9 protein-coding genes are annotated in these 18720 nt (G+C 42.2%); 7 read left to right on the top strand and 2 right to left on the bottom strand.

The genetic code is table 11. The features are described from left to right. Positions 1-77 precede the first annotated feature (77 nt). Positions 78-5066, bottom strand: coding sequence for a translocation/assembly module TamB domain-containing protein (locus tag KPY62_RS13290; protein WP_216583429.1), 4989 nt, complete (start codon positions 5064-5066; stop codon positions 78-80). Between the two features lie 171 nt (positions 5067-5237). Continuing rightward, positions 5238-8717, bottom strand: a complete 3480-nt coding sequence (locus tag KPY62_RS13295) for an autotransporter assembly complex protein TamA (RefSeq protein WP_216583430.1) — start codon at positions 8715-8717, stop codon at positions 5238-5240. A gap of 336 nt (positions 8718-9053) precedes the next feature. Between KPY62_RS13295 and KPY62_RS13300 the strand changes: the two genes are divergently transcribed. From KPY62_RS13300 to KPY62_RS13330, 7 genes are all read left to right on the top strand, one after another. Then, the gene (locus tag KPY62_RS13300) at positions 9054-10421 is read left to right on the top strand and encodes an MFS transporter (RefSeq protein WP_216583431.1); all 1368 of its coding nucleotides are present in this window, start codon (positions 9054-9056) and stop codon (positions 10419-10421) included. Between the two features lie 174 nt (positions 10422-10595). Then, positions 10596-11240, top strand: coding sequence for a 2-polyprenyl-3-methyl-6-methoxy-1,4-benzoquinone monooxygenase (coq7, locus tag KPY62_RS13305; protein ID WP_216583432.1), 645 nt, complete (start codon positions 10596-10598; stop codon positions 11238-11240). A 427-nt stretch (positions 11241-11667) separates the two neighbouring features. Further along, a complete protein-coding gene (locus tag KPY62_RS13310; RefSeq protein WP_216583433.1) occupies positions 11668-12636 on the top strand; it encodes a tetratricopeptide repeat protein in 969 nt (322 codons plus the stop codon). Positions 12637-13041: 405 nt separating this feature from the next. Beyond that, on the top strand, positions 13042-15477 hold the full coding sequence (locus tag KPY62_RS13315; protein WP_216583434.1) for an esterase/lipase family protein: 2436 nt from the start codon (positions 13042-13044) through the stop codon (positions 15475-15477). Positions 15478-15924: 447 nt separating this feature from the next. Then, positions 15925-17433, top strand: a complete 1509-nt coding sequence (locus KPY62_RS13320; protein WP_216583435.1) for a cytochrome ubiquinol oxidase subunit I — start codon at positions 15925-15927, stop codon at positions 17431-17433. Further along, positions 17433-18449: a cytochrome d ubiquinol oxidase subunit II gene (gene cydB, locus KPY62_RS13325; protein WP_216583436.1), complete on the top strand. Its 1017-nt coding sequence runs from the start codon at positions 17433-17435 to the stop codon at positions 18447-18449. The genes KPY62_RS13320 and cydB overlap by 1 nt, the downstream gene beginning before the upstream one ends. Before the next feature lie 101 nt (positions 18450-18550). Then, entirely contained in the window at positions 18551-18667 is a 117-nt protein-coding gene (locus KPY62_RS13330; protein WP_201622326.1) for a DUF2474 domain-containing protein, read from the top strand. Positions 18668-18720 lie beyond the last annotated feature (53 nt).

Here is an 18720-nt window from a genome sequence, read left to right on the forward strand (position 1 = left end):
GACTTTATTAATCAACGTCTAACCAGCGTTTGCACCGTTGATGCGCTACAGTGCTAAGTTAGTACAATTACCAGCTATTAGAATTGCAGGCTGTACACTACATCTACTGCATTTTCAGCAGCTGAGGTTGCTTCGACATAGATACGACGAGTGAGCTGATAACGGATGGACAGACTACTTTGAGCGTTGAACACCCCGACCCCATAGCGTATATATAGATCAGGAGTAACATAACCCGTGACGTTGACATTAGTATCTTCACTATTGCCCGAGGCTTCAACCGTTAAGCTCTGTAGACCAAAAGCTTGACCTATTTGGTTAGTCAGACTGCGAGTACCACTTAAGCCAAAGTTCAAGCCAGCGGCTGCTAAGTTATTGGTAACTTGTGATTTAAACCCTTGTTCACTAATCTGAGAAGGACTGCCATCATTGATACGACCAGTAACTAAAGCATTCATAGCTTGCTGTTGGGTCAAGCCGGCGTTATTGAACACTATAATATTAGGGCTTTCTATAGACCCTGTAACTCGCACACCCACTGTATTATCACTGATAGTTTTAACCGCCTCGATACTTAAGTTAGGCTTCATAACATCGCCATTGAAACGAACTTGACCATAATTGAGTTCGAGACTCTGTCCAAAAGCATCAATACTGGTACGACGTGCTACTTGAACCACCCCTTTCGCTCGCATGACTCCTGTACCATTTTGGGTGACATTGATAGCGCCAGCCAAAGGAATAACAGCACCGAAACCACGGAAGTTGATATCATCACCCAAATCTATACCAATATCAGCATTGATTGACCAAGGTTTAGAAATAGCTAGTACTTCCTCAATATTACCAATCAAACGTCTATCTAGCACTACCGCGTCTTCAGTCTGAGTGATAATATCTTCACTAGCTTCTGGCGGACGAATAGTAGCGGATGGCACACTAATAGCACCAGCAATATTCACATAGCGATCACTAGGTCGCACGATGATGTCTATATCTGGATTGACTTCAGCCAGTAGTAAAGGCGGCTGAGTCAACACTAAGCGCTCACCAATAATACTTAGCTTAGCTTGCAGCTTTTCACGCCAATCGATAGTCCCTGTCAAAGTACCTGCCCCTGTACCACTATTGAACTTACCATCGACAGTCGCTTGCGTACCACGAATCTTAGCAGTAGCCCCAATTTTGGACAGATTGACTGGTAAGTCTAGCATAGCTACACGACCATCGACTAGTTTGACATCCCCATAGAACTGCGGTTTATCTAAAGTTCCGCCTAAGCCCCCTGCCATAGTAATATTGCCTTCTAATACCCGCATACCTGGGAAGAAAGGCTTAAATACTGCTAGATTTAACTCGTTAAGGACTACAGCTCCTGAGATAGGTTTTGGGGTTTTATAAGGATCAACAATGACCTCAGCGTAGCCACGAGCCCCGCGCCCTGTATTGATGTCTGAGCGCAGCTTTAAACCTTCAGGAACGGATAAGGCAATTAGTGATACCCGCTGGTAAGGCAAGGTTACCGGTGCAGCATCTCCGTCTTGAATCAAACCGATTTTGCCGTTGTCCGAGTATAAAGTAGTATTAATAGTTGGCGGCTTACCACGCTGCCAGCCGACGATTGCCTTACCATTGATTTTGCCATGCCAATCAATATCGTCCGGCAAAAATATAGCAAATAATGAAGTATCAATCTTTTGTACGGTAAGGTTGACTTGGCCTGCAGCAGCAGATGCTATTAAGTTTTCGCGCAAACATAACTTACCAGTCTGATCTGCAGCCTGCCAGCAATGCGCTGCCAACTGTACTTTTAGATCGCTGTTATTATTACTTGGCAAATTGACGATCAATTGTGCTGGTTGTACTTGATCTAGGGTGGCATATTGAGACTTAACTCGACCGTTCCCTATAGCTCCTGACCAGCTAAGCTTAGCACGGTCAAAACCCCCTTTAAGTCTAGCAGAGATATCAAGCTGCTCATTTGCAACAGCAAGATTTAGGGTGTGTGCCTGCTCAGTACCATTAAAGGCGGCATTGACATTTTTAAAGCTCTGACCAGAGATATCTAAGCCTTCGGCACTAATAATCAGCTGGCTTGGACTATTAGCCAGATTAACTAGCTTACCGCGTATCTGACCTTGACGTAAGATAATGCCAGGTAACGAAATACGCTCGCCTACCAAATCGATATAAATTGTTGGTAGTGCTTCTCCGTTGGGCTGCGATAAAGTGGCCCCGCCAGTTACTTTACCCGCTAATTTATCTGAGAGCTGATCGAGGCTAGTGATGTTGATTTTTGCTTGTAGCTGCTTAGCATTACCATTAGCCGTCAGGTAATTATCTCCCCAACGCAGTACGACATCGTTAGCATTCAAGCTCTCAATGAGGCCATTAACTTGCTTATATTGCGCTTGAGCATCTTGAGTTTGTAGACGCTTGAAGTAACTGGAAAGATCTGCTGGTAGATTGAGCTTAGCTGACAAGCTACCTTTGGCCGTCAACGGCTGTCCTTTCAAACTTCCGCTTAAATTAAAGCGCTTTAAATTAACAAGTTGTTTGGTTTTACCCCAACTACCATCAGTATCAATGGTTCCTGTGATCACACTGGGGGTATCTTTGAGGAAATAACCTAGATTAAAGCGATCCATAACCGCATTAATATCCCAAGCAATCCCTTTACGCACATCTACGGTGCCTTTAGCATCGATACTACCAGCAGCACCCACATGACGAAAGCGCTTGATACGAATAACCTGTGAGTCGCCACTAGCATCTAGGGTTAGCTTACCTGCTGGCAATTGCTCAGCATCAAGTATCCCATCAAAGTTGATAGCAAACTGCTGTAACTTACCTTTAGGATTAACCTTATTTTTAGGGGCTGACTGCCACTCACCACTAGTCATTAAGTCACCAGTCACTATAGCTGGATTATTGGGCAAGAAATAACCCACATTAAAGTTATCAAAACGTCCCGTTAGTTGCCAGCCTAGACTTTTGCGTAGATCAACCACTCCTTTGGCTTTTACCGCTCCCGCTTCACCAGCATAATTTAATTTACGAATATTAACTAGCTTAGGTGTGCCGGCAGCATCGATAGACAAACGACCTTTCGGCACATCGGCGGTATCAATTTGTCCCTCAAAACGAGCATCGAATACTGACAGCTCACCACCGATAACATCAATACTAGCATCACCACCGCCGATAATGCCTATAGCACGACTGTCTTGAGTATTATCAAGATTAACTTGCAAATCAGTATTATTAAAGCTGATGATATGACGCTGACCTTTTACTCGGTTTTTACTGATATTGAGTAAACGCCCGCGAGCATTAACACGCCCTACTAAGCGCTCTATCGGTAAGTCGCTGCGATACTGCTTAGGTAACAAACCTTTAGTACGAGCATCTATCTGCCAAGTTAACGGACGCTGTTTGCTGGCCAATTGAATCTGACCAGTACCTGAAAGGTCACCGACAATACCTTTATAATTCAAACGATTGATATCGATTACATTGGCCACTTTACGCATACGCACATCGTAGTTACCTTTTGGCGCTATGTTCAGCTCATTAATAACTGCGTTAGAATCGACAGACAAGCTTGAGCCACGAACAGTGACCTTTGCTTGTCCACTTGGACTGTCAATATTACCTATATTGGGAAGATCCTGACGTTTTAGATTTTGCCAGGTAGCGTCGATATATAAAGGCGCCGGCTGCTTAGATCTAACTGGTTTTTTACCACGTATAATATTAGCATTGATATGCTCGCCATCACGCTGGCGTAGATCCGCATCTATCTCTAAGTTACCAGCGCTATTATTATGCTGATAATGAAAGGATAACTCTCCATTGAGTTTTTTGGGCGCATAGACTTTATACTCTGCATACTGTTTAGGAATAACCCGTCGAATATCGAAGTTGCTACCCGTAGCACGCAAATTAGCATCAAAGCTCTTTTTCCAGTCCAAAACTCCTTGCACCAATAAGTTTCCAGCAGGCACATTAGCATTAAGTTGCTCAATACGCAGTTGGCTGTTAGCGACTATGCCGCGGGCTTGATAATGACCTGAAGGAATGTCTTTAGCGGTCAATTCAGTGTTAATGCGCAATTGGATCTCGGAAAGAACCCCTGAGGCAATAAGCAGACCTTGTTTAAGATGGATTTTTTGCTCATCAGCATAAGGAATAAGCAGGTCATCCCACTGTAATTTGGCTTCAAAAGGCGCACCAGCATCCAAACCTTGTATGACTACTTCACCACGTACATCACCTTCATTATAACGGCTGCGCACTTTACCTACTGTACGCTTTAAACTACCGGTCGCTGTGATATCAAGCGGAGCTACATAGGCTTTTTCTAAGGCGCTGACTTCAGCGATAGCGCTGAAATCTAACGGGTAATCCCCTTGTAAATCAATACTACCTGTCAAGGCGCTTACTTTGACAATATCAGCATAGCGCAAATCACCGCCACCTACAGTCACTTGACTACCAACCCAAGTAAGATCACGCGCAAAAACATCATGTATTACAATAGGTTTTTTGCTGACTTGTTGATAAACTATGGTTTTTATTTTTGCTTGATCAAAACGCAAGTTGACTGGTAGCTTAAGAGTTTTATAGTCAAAAGGCTCGCCAGTTGGCATTTTTTTATTGATGATATCAATACGCTGAATATTGGCATCACGCAAATGAACTTCTTTAGCAAAAACTGCCCGCCAGCCTATTTTTACATAGGCTTTATCTACTAATACTTGGATATCCTCAGTGGCCTTGATATCAATATCAGTGACCCAAATACCATCACGTAAATTACCGCTACCATATTTGAACTCAATACCAGTCTCAGCACTGATCTTATCTAGTAGAAATTCAGTGCCTGAATCGGTACCTGCCATATAGAAAAAAACTGCAAACATGATCACTAATACAATAAGGATCAAAATAAGCAGTTTTAATAAAAAGGAAAGCGGGTACCAGTGACGCAGCATACGTGCATCTCTTTGGGCCGGATCTTCATCCATAGGATTTTTAGGAGGCGTGGTATTATTGGTCAACATTATACTCAACTGCATTAAAATTCTAATTACTAACCAACGATTAGCGCGTTTTTGAAGCATTGCTAGGCAGGATTATTAGCGATCAATAGGTAATAACCTGCCTAGACTGGAAGTACTTAGTTGATCTCACCTACAGGACTCAGCATTCCTTTATCACTAGTATTCTAATAGCTATAAAGGGGAGCCAATAAAGAAGTGTAATCTTATTGGAATGCTCTCTTCAGTAACCCCAGCAGCGACATCGACTCGCACTATGCCTACTGGTGATGCCCAACGTATACCAACGCCGACACCGACTTTGGTTTCAGTATCAAAATTAGTATCATAAGCATTACCTACGTCAGTGAACAATGCACCGCGAAAGCCTGGTCTAAACTCATAGTTATATTCAGCACTACCTACTGCCAGTATTTGACCACCTGTCAGATAGCCATTCTGGAGTGGCGATAAGCTTTCGTAGTCAAAGCCACGAATACTTTGGTCACCGCCAGCGAAGAAGCGTAGCTTATAAGGCACTCCTTCGAATTCATCGGCCCAAATATAGCCAGTGTTAAAGCGGCCAATCAGCTGGTGCTTGTCATCTTCACCAAAGCTATATAGGCCACTAACCCCTGCTCTGACAATCGCCATATCAGTATCGCTTAGTAGACTCTTAGTGCCCGCTTCCACACTGTAATATTGGCGAATACCACGTGTAGGGTTGAGTATATTATCGACAGTGGTTTTATTCACACCATAACCAAACAGCAATGCTTCTTGAGTGGGATTTGAGGAAACAAATCGTATAGGCAAATCCTCTAAATCAGCCCCTTCTAACCCTGTCTCTAGCTTATCCGAGCGATACTTAACAAAGTAACTTCGATTCCAACCATTTTCGTTGCGAATATTACGGGCTAATGCCGCCTTTAAGGTTTGCGTAGACAAGTCAAAGTTACCTTCGCCTTGGTTGATAACCTCTTCCTCGTAAGTCAAACGTGCCTCAAGTTTATCATTGAGTGGATGCTTCCATGGTCGACTGCCATATACCGTAGCATTTTTAGTAACTCTAGATAGCTCAACCTCAGCTCCTGCCTGATATCCTTTACGATTAATTAAATTATAATCTATTTTTGCTGTGGCTCGTACTCCAGTATCTGTACCATAACCAAGTCCAACTTGCGCATCACGCGGCTTATCAGACGATACAAAAACGTATAGCGGCACTCTTTTGCTCTGTAGTACTTGTTCAGGGGTTATACGGCCTGCAAGGGTCGGTGCAACAAAGCTTTCATCTGTAAAAGGCTTCTCACCATCAGGAAATATACTTTTGACCACGCTACTAATAGAATCGCTTATTTTACCCAAGATATTTTCTGCTTTATCCTCTTTTTCATCTAAAACTCGATTGTTTGGCAACTGCGTTAAACGCGTGGCTTTTTGCTTGATGGCTTGTAGTTTTTCACTAGTTTGCTCATCGACTTCGAATTCAATAGGAGCAATATCAGCAGGATCTACTGTCGCCCCAGCACTCGCGGCAACACTGTCATCGATAGTATTGTTACTAGCGTCTTTTGCATTATTGACAGCCTTACGACTCTCTTCATTGACAGTCAGCTTACGATCATTGTTCGCAGTAGCAGCGCTATTAACGTCTTCATCAGTAACAGTGCCATCATCTTTAGACGGGGTATTGTCAAAGGCTAAGGTGCTGTTTTCGTTACGCTCATCTGGTGGTAAGATTGACTCGACATTGACGGTATTAAAGTAGCGAGTAGCGGACAAGTCGTTGCTGAACTTGGTAATGTCCGGACGATAAAAAGGATCACCAGCTTCAAAATCAAACAACTGCCTCAATAACGACATCTCAACAGGTAATTTAGCAGGGTCACTAGTCAAAGTGCCTGATGCCTCGTCATAAGTAAAGAATATTACTTCATCAAACTGATAACGATCGCCAGTATTATAGACTAGCGATACATCGGCTGTGTTGTCCGGTAAGATAATATCAACAGATTTGTTTAACCAATATTGATCAAAATAACCATAAGTATTACTCAAGGCCTCTAGCGCCGCCTTACTACTTTTATAGACTCGATGATTAAAGATATCACCTTCTTTGGGCGGCAGATTGGACTGCAATGCTTGGAATTCCGGCTGGCTGATACCTTGGCCACGTATATCGACGATGCTACTGTCAACCCGCACTGGCTCGCCTAGTTTTTCGATAATAACGTCGATAGTATCACTATTAGGCTGGCGTAAGCTTAGAGTAATATCATAGTAGCCAACCGCTTTAGCTGCATCTAGTGCCGACTGACGTAATCGTGGCAACGCGGCAGTAAAATCAACAACAGACTGTACAGTAGTATCATCTAACGCCGCTTTTATATTATTAATAGGTTGAGTTTTTTCATCTGCTTTGACCAATTTTACTGGGCTATTATCGTCTTTGCTGCTTAGCGCTTGCTGTAGATAAACCGTAGTCTCGACATGCGGTAACGCTGTAACACCACCATTAAAAAATCTATTGTAAGCGCGCTTGATAAAGCTGTCTGGATTACGAGCGCTGGTCTTAAGTTTTGAGCCTTGCTGTAAACTTTCGCTGATGGCTTGCTTCTCTGTCGCTACTTGATAGTCCGGTAGATAATCATCAGGATTTATAACACTACCTTGACGTTTTGGTCTATTAATTCCAGCACCAGTTTTAAGATCAACATCAGGTGTTTTGCCAGCATTAATCTGAGCTACAGTATCCTGCACCTTATCAGTGGCACCAGTGACGGGCTTAGCTTGTTGCTGCTTTAAAACTTGCTTCGGGTTTGACTGCTGATTGATATCAACGCTTGAATCAACCCGACCGCTACTTACCGCATCACTCACATTGATTGGACGAGCCATAATCTCAGCAGTTTCAGCACGATCTTGCTGATTTTGAGGCTTGTTAAGGGTATCAAGATTACTAGGCATTGGTAGAGTAGATTGATCTAACTCAGTGTCTAGACCAATGGGTGGCTGGCGACTGCCTAAGGTAGCAATGGGCCGATTAAAATCATTGCCAGTGATAAAAATATCTTCATTAAAACCGTCGGTGCTAATACTGTTGCTAATATTGTTATTGTTATTGTTATTAAAGTTACTGTTATTGCTATTTTGTCCACTATCTAATATTTCCAAGGCTGCTAGCTCATTTTCGATCTGCTCAGGGGTCATCATCTGATAGCCACGCTGCTGCATCTCTGCTACTTTTTGCTGCAACTCCGCATCGGATACCTCAGCAGCTGTATTATTGTTGCTATTGTTATTACTGCTATTAGATTTATTGCCTAAAGTCTGTTGGGTATATTCTTCTAGTACTGAGCGATCAATAACCCCTTGTTCAACTGCTTGCTTAAGACGCAGCGCATCAAGCACATTATCTATTTCAGCATCAGAGCTAATAGCTGCAGAACTATTATTAGCATTAGTATTAGAGTTAGTAGCCGCCATTACTGGACTCATACTTAAGCCTACAAAGCTAGTAGTAAGCGCAGTAAACAATGCTGAGCGAGCAAAATGCGCATAAGGATAGCCAACCCCTAAACGCTGAAAATTAGGGGTGTTGAGTACTTCTATAGTATCTTGCGTCGGCAAGCGCAGGCTGCCAAATGCTGGAGTTGGGGACAGACGACTCATGTACTTATTTCCTATCACTTCATTTGGCATAATAAAACTATGCTTATAAATCGTTGCAGACACAGACTAGAGATCAAGCTTACAAATAATAACTTAGTTAATTATTAAATCATAGCATCGAGGATATATATTTCTAGCAAGCAGTTGCTATTATACGGCTTAACATTAGTAAATCCCATCTTATATTTTTATAAGTTTTTGATAGTAATAACTATTATTTATAATCTTTAGCAAGCTTGATAAAACGAGCTTGTTTTAGTGCTGCCTATTATATTTGATATAGGTTATATTTAGCTTATCCAACCCATTACAAGCTATACACTTGTAGGAGCATTCATGGCTAGTCAGTTTCAATTATTCAAGCGTAAGCGCTTTAGTTCTATGTTTTTTACCCAGTTTTTGGGAGCCTTTAACGATAATATTTTTAAGCAAGCACTAATATTAGTACTGACCTATAGTGCGGCTAGCCAGTTGGGTGTAGAAGTTAGTATTTTGAATAATTTGGCAGCTATGCTATTTATTCTACCTTACTTTTTATTTTCGGCAGTAGCGGGTCAACTGGCTGATAAGTTTGAGAAGTCGAAGCTGACTCGCCTTGTAAAGCTACTAGAGCTAATTATTATGGCGATAGCGGCCGTAGGCTTTGTATTTGAATGGTATGCTTTATTATTTGTGGCGCTGTTTTTAATGGGCACTCACTCGACTTTTTTCGGCCCTATCAAGTACGCTTATCTGCCTCAGGCCATGAAAGAAGACGAGTTAGTAGGCGCTAATGGTCTGTTCCAGATGGGCACTTCACTGGCTATATTGCTAGGTATGATTATCGCTGGGGTATTAACCCAGCTGCCGCAATCGCTATATTGGATTAGTGCTACAGTGCTGATAGTAGCTGTATTAGGTTATATGGCGGCGCGCTTTATTCCCGCTACTCCAGCTATGCAACCTGAGCTTAAGGTAAACTGGAATATTTTTACTACTAGCGTGTCGATAGTGCGTTACTTATATTCTTTACCGTTTTTATTCTTCGTAATCTTAGGTAATAGCTGGTTTTGGTTTTATGGGGCGACGTTTTTGACTCAAACTCCAGAAGTCAGTAAAGTTATCCTACACGGCGACGAGTCAGTGGTTATATTTTTGCTAACACTGTTCTCAGTCGGGGTATCAATAGGCTCTTTATTATGTAAAAGCTTGACCAAGAATCAAGTGAGTTTGCGCTTACTGCCTTTTGGTATTGCCGGTTTAAGTATCTTTGCTATCGATCTATATTTTTCACTTTCAGCGTTAACCATAGATACTACCAACAGTGACACTTTACTAGGTGTCACTGGTTTACTGGCTATTAGTGGCAGCTGGCGAGTATTCGTAGATTTATTCTTTTTGGGCTTTAGTGGTGGCTTATATATCGTGCCTTTATATGCTTCTATGCAGGCGTATGCACCCAAAAGTCATAGGGCGCGTATCGTTGGGGCTAATAACATCTTTAATGCTATCTTTATGGTGACCTCAGCTATATTTGCGATTGCCATCTTGAACGCATTCGCTATGACCCTACCGCAGCTGTTCTTAATTACTGGACTATTAAACATCGCTTTTGGGATATTTTTATATTTAAAACTGAAGAAACATATTCAACATGCGGTTATACAAACTCACGATAATTCTGACACCATCAACGCTTGTGATACACAAAGTGGTAAAGCGTAAACACATTTGCATTTATTATTATCAGTTAATCATAAATGGCACTTTTGCTCTGCCGACAATCTCTATTATTTGTTATAGTGGCGACTAATAATAGGTTAATAGCCTTCTGATATCCTTTTAATCACCTTTTAATTGCCTTTTAACAATAACAGACACCCTCATTAGGAGTTGGCCATGACCTTGCGTTCCTTATCCAAAGTTGATCGATTGTTGCTTGGCGTTGACAAGGCGCTGCGAGCCGTTGTTCCACACTCAAATCCTAGTACTCGCCCGCTTCCGGTCAGCGATGATATTATTCCTGAATTAAGCATCACTGAGTCTCGCCATGTCGCCGGTTTGATGCGTATCAATCATACTGGTGAGGTATGCGCTCAAGGCTTGTACCATGGTCAGGGCTTTGCCGCCAAGAATAGCGGCGTCAGACAAGCTATGCAGCACTCAGCTGAAGAAGAAATTGATCATTTGGTCTGGTGTGAGACGCGTCTTGATGAGCTAGGCAGTCATCCAAGCATCCTCACCCCGTTATGGTACGGGATGTCGTTTGGACTTGGTGCGATTGCTGGGGCTATTTCTAATGAATTTAGCTTAGGTTTTGTGGCCGAAACTGAAGCACAAGTTAGCGAACATTTACAAGATCATATTGGTCGACTGCCACTGCAAGATAAGCGCTCAAGAGAGATATTGGCACAGATGGATATTGAGGAGTTGCATCATCGTGAGCTTGCACTACAAAGTGGAGGAGCCGCTTTATCGCCTCCTGTTCGTTACACTATGCGATTACTAGCTGACTGTATGAAAAAAGCCTCTTATCATTTCTAGTAACTATACTAATAATTATAATTTTTACTGAGTTGAAGCTGTTAATAGTTATGAATTTGTAGTGTTAACCTCGGCGCTATAGCTCTACTTCTTTAGGGTTATCAGTCTCTATCAGCTTTACTAATTTGTGCCTGATAAGATTTATCAAAACTCAGTTTTATAAACACTTAGTACGCTACAGTAAGATATGAATAACAAACCTACTATTGAGCAAGTTTGTGTTGATTTGTTAGGGTAACGATAATTTATAATATTATTTGCAATAACAGTTATTTTTTAGAGGTTTTAAGCCAATTTCAATCTTGATAGCTAAGCTCTATAACCAAGTACTATAAATCAGCACTAACCCTAATTTTAGTTATTAAATTGTTATTACTAGTTCTTTATGTAGTCATTCACAATCATCAAAATAAAGGTATTTTCCTATATGAGTCACTCAGCCAGCCATAGATTTGCCACCCTAACTGCTTTAGCAACCGCTTGTAGCTTTATGTTCGCCGCCCCTGCTATCGCTGCTATACCTCAGACGCCGTCTAACCTCGCCGTTCCCAGTGCGACTGACTCAAGTCAGCGTGTAGTTCGTCGTACTACTCAGCCAAGTGCTACCGTTAGTACTGCGCAGCTAACACCGCAGCAAGTCGCTGCCGCGATACCTGAACCAACGGTCCGTGTCTACCAGCCAAGCCCAATTACGGCTACGGGTGTCGATATCAGTCGCGGTCAACTGTCTAATATTCCAACCCCACAAGCTCGTGTGTCTGACATTAGCTTTATAAAAACTATATTAATTGATCAAGACAACCGTGGTAATGATAAGCTTGATGTCAGCTTACTAGATGACTTTATTGCTGATGTCTCACCTAATGCCCGCCACTACCCACCTAACTTCCCTAACCGTACTCAGCGCTATAATGCCCGTGAAAAAATCAAGGTATTAGCTGAATGGATAGAGCCTTATGCTAAAGCCCCTAATGCTTCCTATGACGTGTTGCTACGTGCTGCCAAATTGAATGGCATGGGTCGCAACTTAGATTTGGGTAGCGAATATACAGTACGTGGTGGCGCTTATATCGATCGTGCTATCAAAAGTAAAACTGACAGCGGCGAGGCTAATTTTTTGTACGGTATGATGCTAGCTGAAGGGGGTGGTTTTAAAGAAGGACAAAAATACTTAGATCGCGCCGTAGCTCTTGGTTATACTGAAGCCGAGCAAAGCCTAGCTCAGTCTGATTTGTTGAGCGATCGTCGTAGCGAAGCATTAGATCGTTTGCGCCGTCTTCAGCGTCAAGATCCTAGCAACAGCATTCTTTCGCAACAAATAAAATTGGTTGAAGACGGTAAATTCTATATTTGGGATTTGCCAGCTCCTAACGTCAACGTCAAGCCTAATATGTAAGGCTTAGCTTATAGCGATAAATAATTAAAATAGCCTTGCTATTGATATAGCTATTACAGTAGCTACTGTGATTAGTAATAGCCCTATTGTAATCTTGCTAAATAGCACCTTAGTTTTTTATTGATAACCAGTCAATTATAGAACTAAGGTGCTTTTCTGTACTTATAGCTAAGTCATTTTATCCCTCAAGATAGCCAGCTGAGCTTAATTAAGCACTTATTGACTCTGTAGTCTAATATGCAACATCTTATAGTGTAAGGTCAAAAGTTACGCTACACTTACTCTGCTATATCAATAGCCTCCTGCTGCTTAAAATTTATGAGTAACTGTTATTTACTGAGCCTGTCCATGATTCCTGTCCGCTTTTTCGCCGCTATAAAAGCCTATAACTATCCAAGAGCCCTATTGCGTAGTCCTATAATCTTATTATTTACGGTTAGCTTAGTGCTATTGACTGCTTGTAGTACCGTATCGGTGAATAAACAAACTTCAGCAAAAATCATCACCGCTCAGCGTGGCAATATAGCTACCAGCAATAAGTTCAGTACTAGTACCAGTTCAGCATTGCTGTCAGCTGGCCTGGATCAGCAAGCGTGCTTACAGAAATTTGATCTGTGTTTGGATCAGTTAGGCGATAGCATGCTTAATGAGAACTACCGCGCAACGCTAGCTATCTTCGCTGAGCTTCATTATGCCAAAGCACGGCAATTAGCAAGCTCTGCTGAATGTGCTAATGCTACATCGCGTCCGCCGCTTGACCCTTACTATGCTAATGCACCTTTGAATACTGAGCAGATGCAATCTCAAAAGCTAGGCGAAGATACTTGTATACTCAGTTATCAAACCAATTTATTCAATGCCATAAAGTCGAGCTATAGCTATTTATTTTATGACAGCTTAGAGCACGACTTCGTTGGCGCAGATATCGATAGCAATCAGCGCCTACAGCAGCATCGCATCCCCAATGATACTGATATTCAAACCCAAGATATCTACAATGCTGCCAGCAGCGAAGTGATCACCCAGTTATATAAATCGACAAATGATGCCAGTAACACTAGTGCTGGTAATAAAATAAAATATCTATCTGCTATCGATTCTGTCGATGAGAGTCATAAAGTAGCGATAGCCAATCGCACCGTACTACCGGGTAAGCCTACTGATCAGATCAATGTGATGCAGATAGCCGTAGACAACTATAACCTCAATGTATATCTCCCCAACGAGAGTAATTATTTAAAGAATACCGATAAAGATACCTCAGCTTTAGTAGATTTGATGTCTACTTATGAACTACGGTTAACCGGACTGAACTCTATTAGTAAGCGTCCAGGGTTAGGGGTGAGTTTCGTAGCATCACTGGATGATCGCTATACCACTACAGTACGTCAGCTATTAGCTTCCTCGTTATCTGGCAAATTATTTAAATCTATACCTGATAGGCCTGTCGATGATACTGAGCCTACAACCCGTATCTACCCTACTGGTCACCTACTTTTAACTGGCTTGATCCACCCCGTAGGCAACAGTATTCTCGATGTCCTTGACAGTAAAAATCTTAATATTAACTTATATAACCCTTATCGTAGTGAGAGTGTGCAGATACTAGGAGAGGATTATCCACTAGCTGCTAACTTTTCGGCAGGCTACGGGCTGTGGTTATCCGAGAACCAATTGGACAGTGTGGGCTATCTAAACCTACTGACCCGTCAACAACAAGCCAGTCTGCCTAAGTTATTTATGCTCGAGCCTTACGATCCTGATAAACGCGTGCTTATCATGATCCATGGACTTGCCTCCAGCCCAGCGACATGGGTTAATTTGACTAACGATATTTTTAACGATAAAAAATTGCGTGAGAACTACCAAGTGTGGCAAATATTTTATCCCACTAATTTACCGATCCTAGAAAACCGCTACCAGATTCAGCAACTATTAGAAGCTACTTATAAGCAAACAGATCCCAGTGGCCATAACCGCGCTAGTAGCAACAGTGTCATCATCAGCCACAGTATGGGCGCCCTAATTGCACGAATGATGGTCTCTGATGACAACTTAGCTGACGAACTTCAAACGCTAAGAACTGCTGATGACAAGCTGTTACTCAACAGTGACGAGATACTGATAAATGCTAAGCTGCAACAAGCACTAGGAGATCAAGAGCTTGGTGCCCGTCTTAAACTTAAAACCTTGCCACAAGTCGATACCACCATATTCTTATCAGCACCCTTCCGTGGAACTGATTATGCTGATCGATGGTTTACTCGTGCGCTACGCCGTATAGTCTATCTTCCTGTAGGTTTGGTAAAAACCGTCACCGATAACTTAGCCACCATTGCCTTTAAAGGCGACTTGGCACAGAATCCTTTTGGTGCTTTATACTTACAAAATGGCGCCAGTCAGCTCAGTAATAAGTCTTCATTTATTGAGCTGACAAGAGATATTGCTATTAGTAAGCGTATTACTTATCACTCAATCATTGCTAATAATGATGCTGATATAACCCAAGGACTGGCACAAATGCAGCCTAATGGTGCCAAAATCGACTTATCAAAACCACTACCAGACCAATACAATGCTCAGGATGACGACTCAGCAGAGTCAGTAAGCACAGAAAATGGTGTTATCCCTAATGCCGCGCTCGTCTCCGCTGTCACCGTCAATGAGGAGATCAGCCAAGCCCTCACTGAGCGCTTATCGGATGGTATCGTACCTTATACTAGCGCCCATCTCGATGGCGCCGCTTCTGAAACTATCATCAATGGTGGTCATAGCATACAATCCAACCCACAAACTATTTTAATTTTACGGCGAATATTACATCAGCAGCTACAAAACTAAACATAACCGTAAAGGGCCGGATTCTGGCATAAAGAGCTAATTTGGTTGATCTTACAATAGCGCTTAGTGGCTTGTAACTTAAGCACTCTTTAATATATCTTAAGAAAGCCTAGTCATTCTTCAATAGCTAATTTATGACTGCAAGGTACGCACTGAGTGATGAAGGCTAGCTTGCTTGATGCTTGCGGTAAGCGCATAATATTCTCATGTTAAATCTTATTAGAATTTAGATTTAAATGCTAAGTGTTGGTAGTTTATATGGATATAAATTATTTAATTCAGCTAAACCGCCCATAAGCAATCTTTAGCTAAATAACATTTATGATTAATAATAATTGGCTATTGCCCGTAATATTTATTGCCTTATTTACTAGGTAATTACGGACCGTTACTTAAGCGTATCATGGAAGCTAGCGCCAGTCAGCTAACAGATAAGGGTAACCGTTTATGTTCGCAACATTTATGATCGATCAAATGGATGCGCTGATACTTGCGCGTATCCAATTTGCCTTTGTTATCTCCTTCCATATTGTCTTTCCTGCTTTTTCTATCGGGCTTGCTAGCTTTTTAACAGTGCTTGAATTTCGCTGGCTTAGAACCGGCGAGCCTATCTACGCCGAAGTTTATAAACATTGGGTAAAAATATTTGCAGTGGTTTTTGGCATGGGGGTAGTCTCTGGGGTAGTAATGTCTTACCAGTTCGGTACCAACTGGGCGGTATTCTCTGATAAAGCCGGTAACGTCTTAGGGCCTCTATTGGCCTATGAGGTCCTAACTGCCTTCTTCTTAGAAGCTTCCTTCTTAGGTATTATGCTATTTGGTTGGGGACGAGTCAGCAAACGTATGCACTTTGCCTCGACCGCTATTGTGGCTATCGGCACCCTAATTTCAGGATTCTGGATTTTGGCTGCCAATAGCTTTATGCAGACCCCCCAAGGCTTTATGGTTGGCGCTGATGGCTTGCTCTATCCTACCAACTGGCTCGAGATTATTTTTAATCCCTCATTTCCGTATCGCTATGCCCACATGATGACTGCTGCATTTTTGACTACTGCTTTTGTTATCGGTGGTATTGGTGCTTATTATCTACAGTCTAAACGTCATACAGAACATCGTAAACATGGTCGCGTGATGCTAAGCATGGCAATGGTTATGGCTATATTTGTAGCTCCTCTACAAATAGTGTTAGGGGATATGCATGGTCTTAACACCCTTGAGCACCAGCCAGCTAAAGTAGCGGCGATGGAAGGCTTGTGGGAAAACGAACGTGGCGCGCCATTAGTGCTATTCGGTATCCCTGATCAAAAAGCAGAAAAGAACCACTTTGAAATCAAAATCCCTTATGTCTCTGGTCTAATACTCACCCATTCATTAGATGGTGAAGTCAAAGGTCTCAAAAATTGGGCGCCAGAAGACCGGCCCTTCGTACCTATCGTATTTTGGTCATTCCGAGTCATGGTAGGTATTGGTACCTTAATGTTACTAATAGGCTTATTTAGTGCCTATAAATTCTTCAAAAAACAACAGTTTAATCCAGAAAGCAAATGGTTCCATCGCGCGTGGATGATGATGACCCCGCTAGGTTTCATAGCCTTATTAGCCGGCTGGTTCGTCACAGAAACTGGTCGTCAACCTTGGACTGTGTACGGTGTAATTCGTACTGCTGAGAGTATGTCGCCATTGGCAGCTCAGCAAGTAGCGACCACACTGATTGGTTTTATTGTGCTCTATATCCTAGTATTTGGCGCTGGTAGCTTCTATATCTTACGCTTGATCGCCCATGGACCTAAACCCTATGAAGATCCTGCTGAGGATAACTTCTATGAGCATTCAGTGACTGAAGGTCAAGGACGTACGCTGAGCGGTGATAGTAATGCTGCAGAAAATACTAGAAAAAATGATGACGTAGATCTAGACACACCGGCTAGTGATAAAGATGAAGGGGGTTTACGCTAATGTTTAATTATGGCGATGTTTTAGATTTACCCTTGATTTGGGGTGGCTTAATTGCCTTAGCAGTGTTCATCTACGTATTGCTAGACGGTTTTGATTTAGGCTGTGGTATTTTGTTTCCATTCGCAGGCTCGGATAAAAACCGTAGCCGAATGATGAACTCCATTGCGCCTTTTTGGGATGGTAATGAGACTTGGTTGGTGCTAGGAGGTGGTGGTTTATTCGCCGCCTTCCCAGTAGCCTACGGTATCATTATGACTGGACTCTATCTGCCGGTTACTTTTATGCTGTTCGGTCTTATTATGCGCGGCGTGGCTTTTGAATTTCGTTTCAAATCCTCTACCGGCCGCTACGTATGGGATACCGTTTTCTTTATTGGCTCAATCAGTGCCGCTTTTTTCCAAGGCGTGATGTTAGGTGCTTTAGTACAAGGTCTTCAGGCTAGTAATCGCTTGTATAGCGGTGGTCCATTCGACTGGCTAACCCCTTTCGCTATCATGTGTGGTATTGCGGTAATTATCGGTTATGCTCTACTTGGCTCTACTTGGTTAATCATAAAAACTGAGCATAAGCTACAAGTATGGGCAAGAAAAGTCTCTGGATGGTTGCTAACGGCACTCATATTAGCGATGATCGTAGTAACTGTATTCATGTATTTCTCCGGTATTAAGGCACTCGAAGGCTGGTTTAGCTTCCCAGGAATACTGTATCTTGCACCGATGCCAATTATCGTGGTGCTGCTGTTTTACTTTATGCGTAAAGACCTCAGTAGTGAGCGCGAATATCGTCCATTCTTATTGACAGTGGCACTGTTTTTAATGGGATACATTGGGGTTTGTTTTGCAATATTCCCTTATATTGTCCCTTATCAGATGACGATTTATGAGGCAGCAGCAGCGGATACTTCGCTATCGTTTATGTTAATTGGTGCTGGTATTATGCTGCCGATTATCCTGAGCTATACCGCTTTTGCTTACTATACCTTTAAAGGTAAATCTAATCACGAGCCTATGTATTAATAGTCAGTGCTGAGAGTACCAAATCACAGTACTAACGTTGGTTATTGACAACATCATTATTAGTCATTAACGGTGCTCTGAGTCATTATGAAGAGGTTATAATGAAAAATCTAAGTAAAAAACAATCGCAATGGGCCTGGTTCGTTGGTTTATATTTGGCTGGGTTTTTGACTATCTTTACTATTGCACAGTTGATCAAATTGGCAATGGGCGTCTGATAGTGATCTCTATTGTTTAATCTAGCTAAAAAAGCAGCGCTGATCCTAGGATC

It is taken from the genome of Psychrobacter sp. TAE2020, assembly GCF_018919485.1.
Lineage (GTDB): Bacteria > Pseudomonadota > Gammaproteobacteria > Pseudomonadales > Moraxellaceae > Psychrobacter.

Coding starts and splice junctions, on each gene's coding strand:
- KPY62_RS13290 (WP_216583429.1), bottom strand. CDS start 5,066: ATGTTGACCAATAATACCACGCCTCCTAAAAATCCTATGGATGAAGAT.
- KPY62_RS13295 (WP_216583430.1), bottom strand. CDS start 8,717: ATGAGTCGTCTGTCCCCAACTCCAGCATTTGGCAGCCTGCGCTTGCCG.
- KPY62_RS13300 (WP_216583431.1), top strand. CDS start 9,054: ATGGCTAGTCAGTTTCAATTATTCAAGCGTAAGCGCTTTAGTTCTATG.
- coq7 (WP_216583432.1), top strand. CDS start 10,596: ATGACCTTGCGTTCCTTATCCAAAGTTGATCGATTGTTGCTTGGCGTT.
- KPY62_RS13310 (WP_216583433.1), top strand. CDS start 11,668: ATGAGTCACTCAGCCAGCCATAGATTTGCCACCCTAACTGCTTTAGCA.
- KPY62_RS13320 (WP_216583435.1), top strand. CDS start 15,925: ATGTTCGCAACATTTATGATCGATCAAATGGATGCGCTGATACTTGCG.
- cydB (WP_216583436.1), top strand. CDS start 17,433: ATGTTTAATTATGGCGATGTTTTAGATTTACCCTTGATTTGGGGTGGC.
- KPY62_RS13330 (WP_201622326.1), top strand. CDS start 18,551: ATGAAAAATCTAAGTAAAAAACAATCGCAATGGGCCTGGTTCGTTGGT.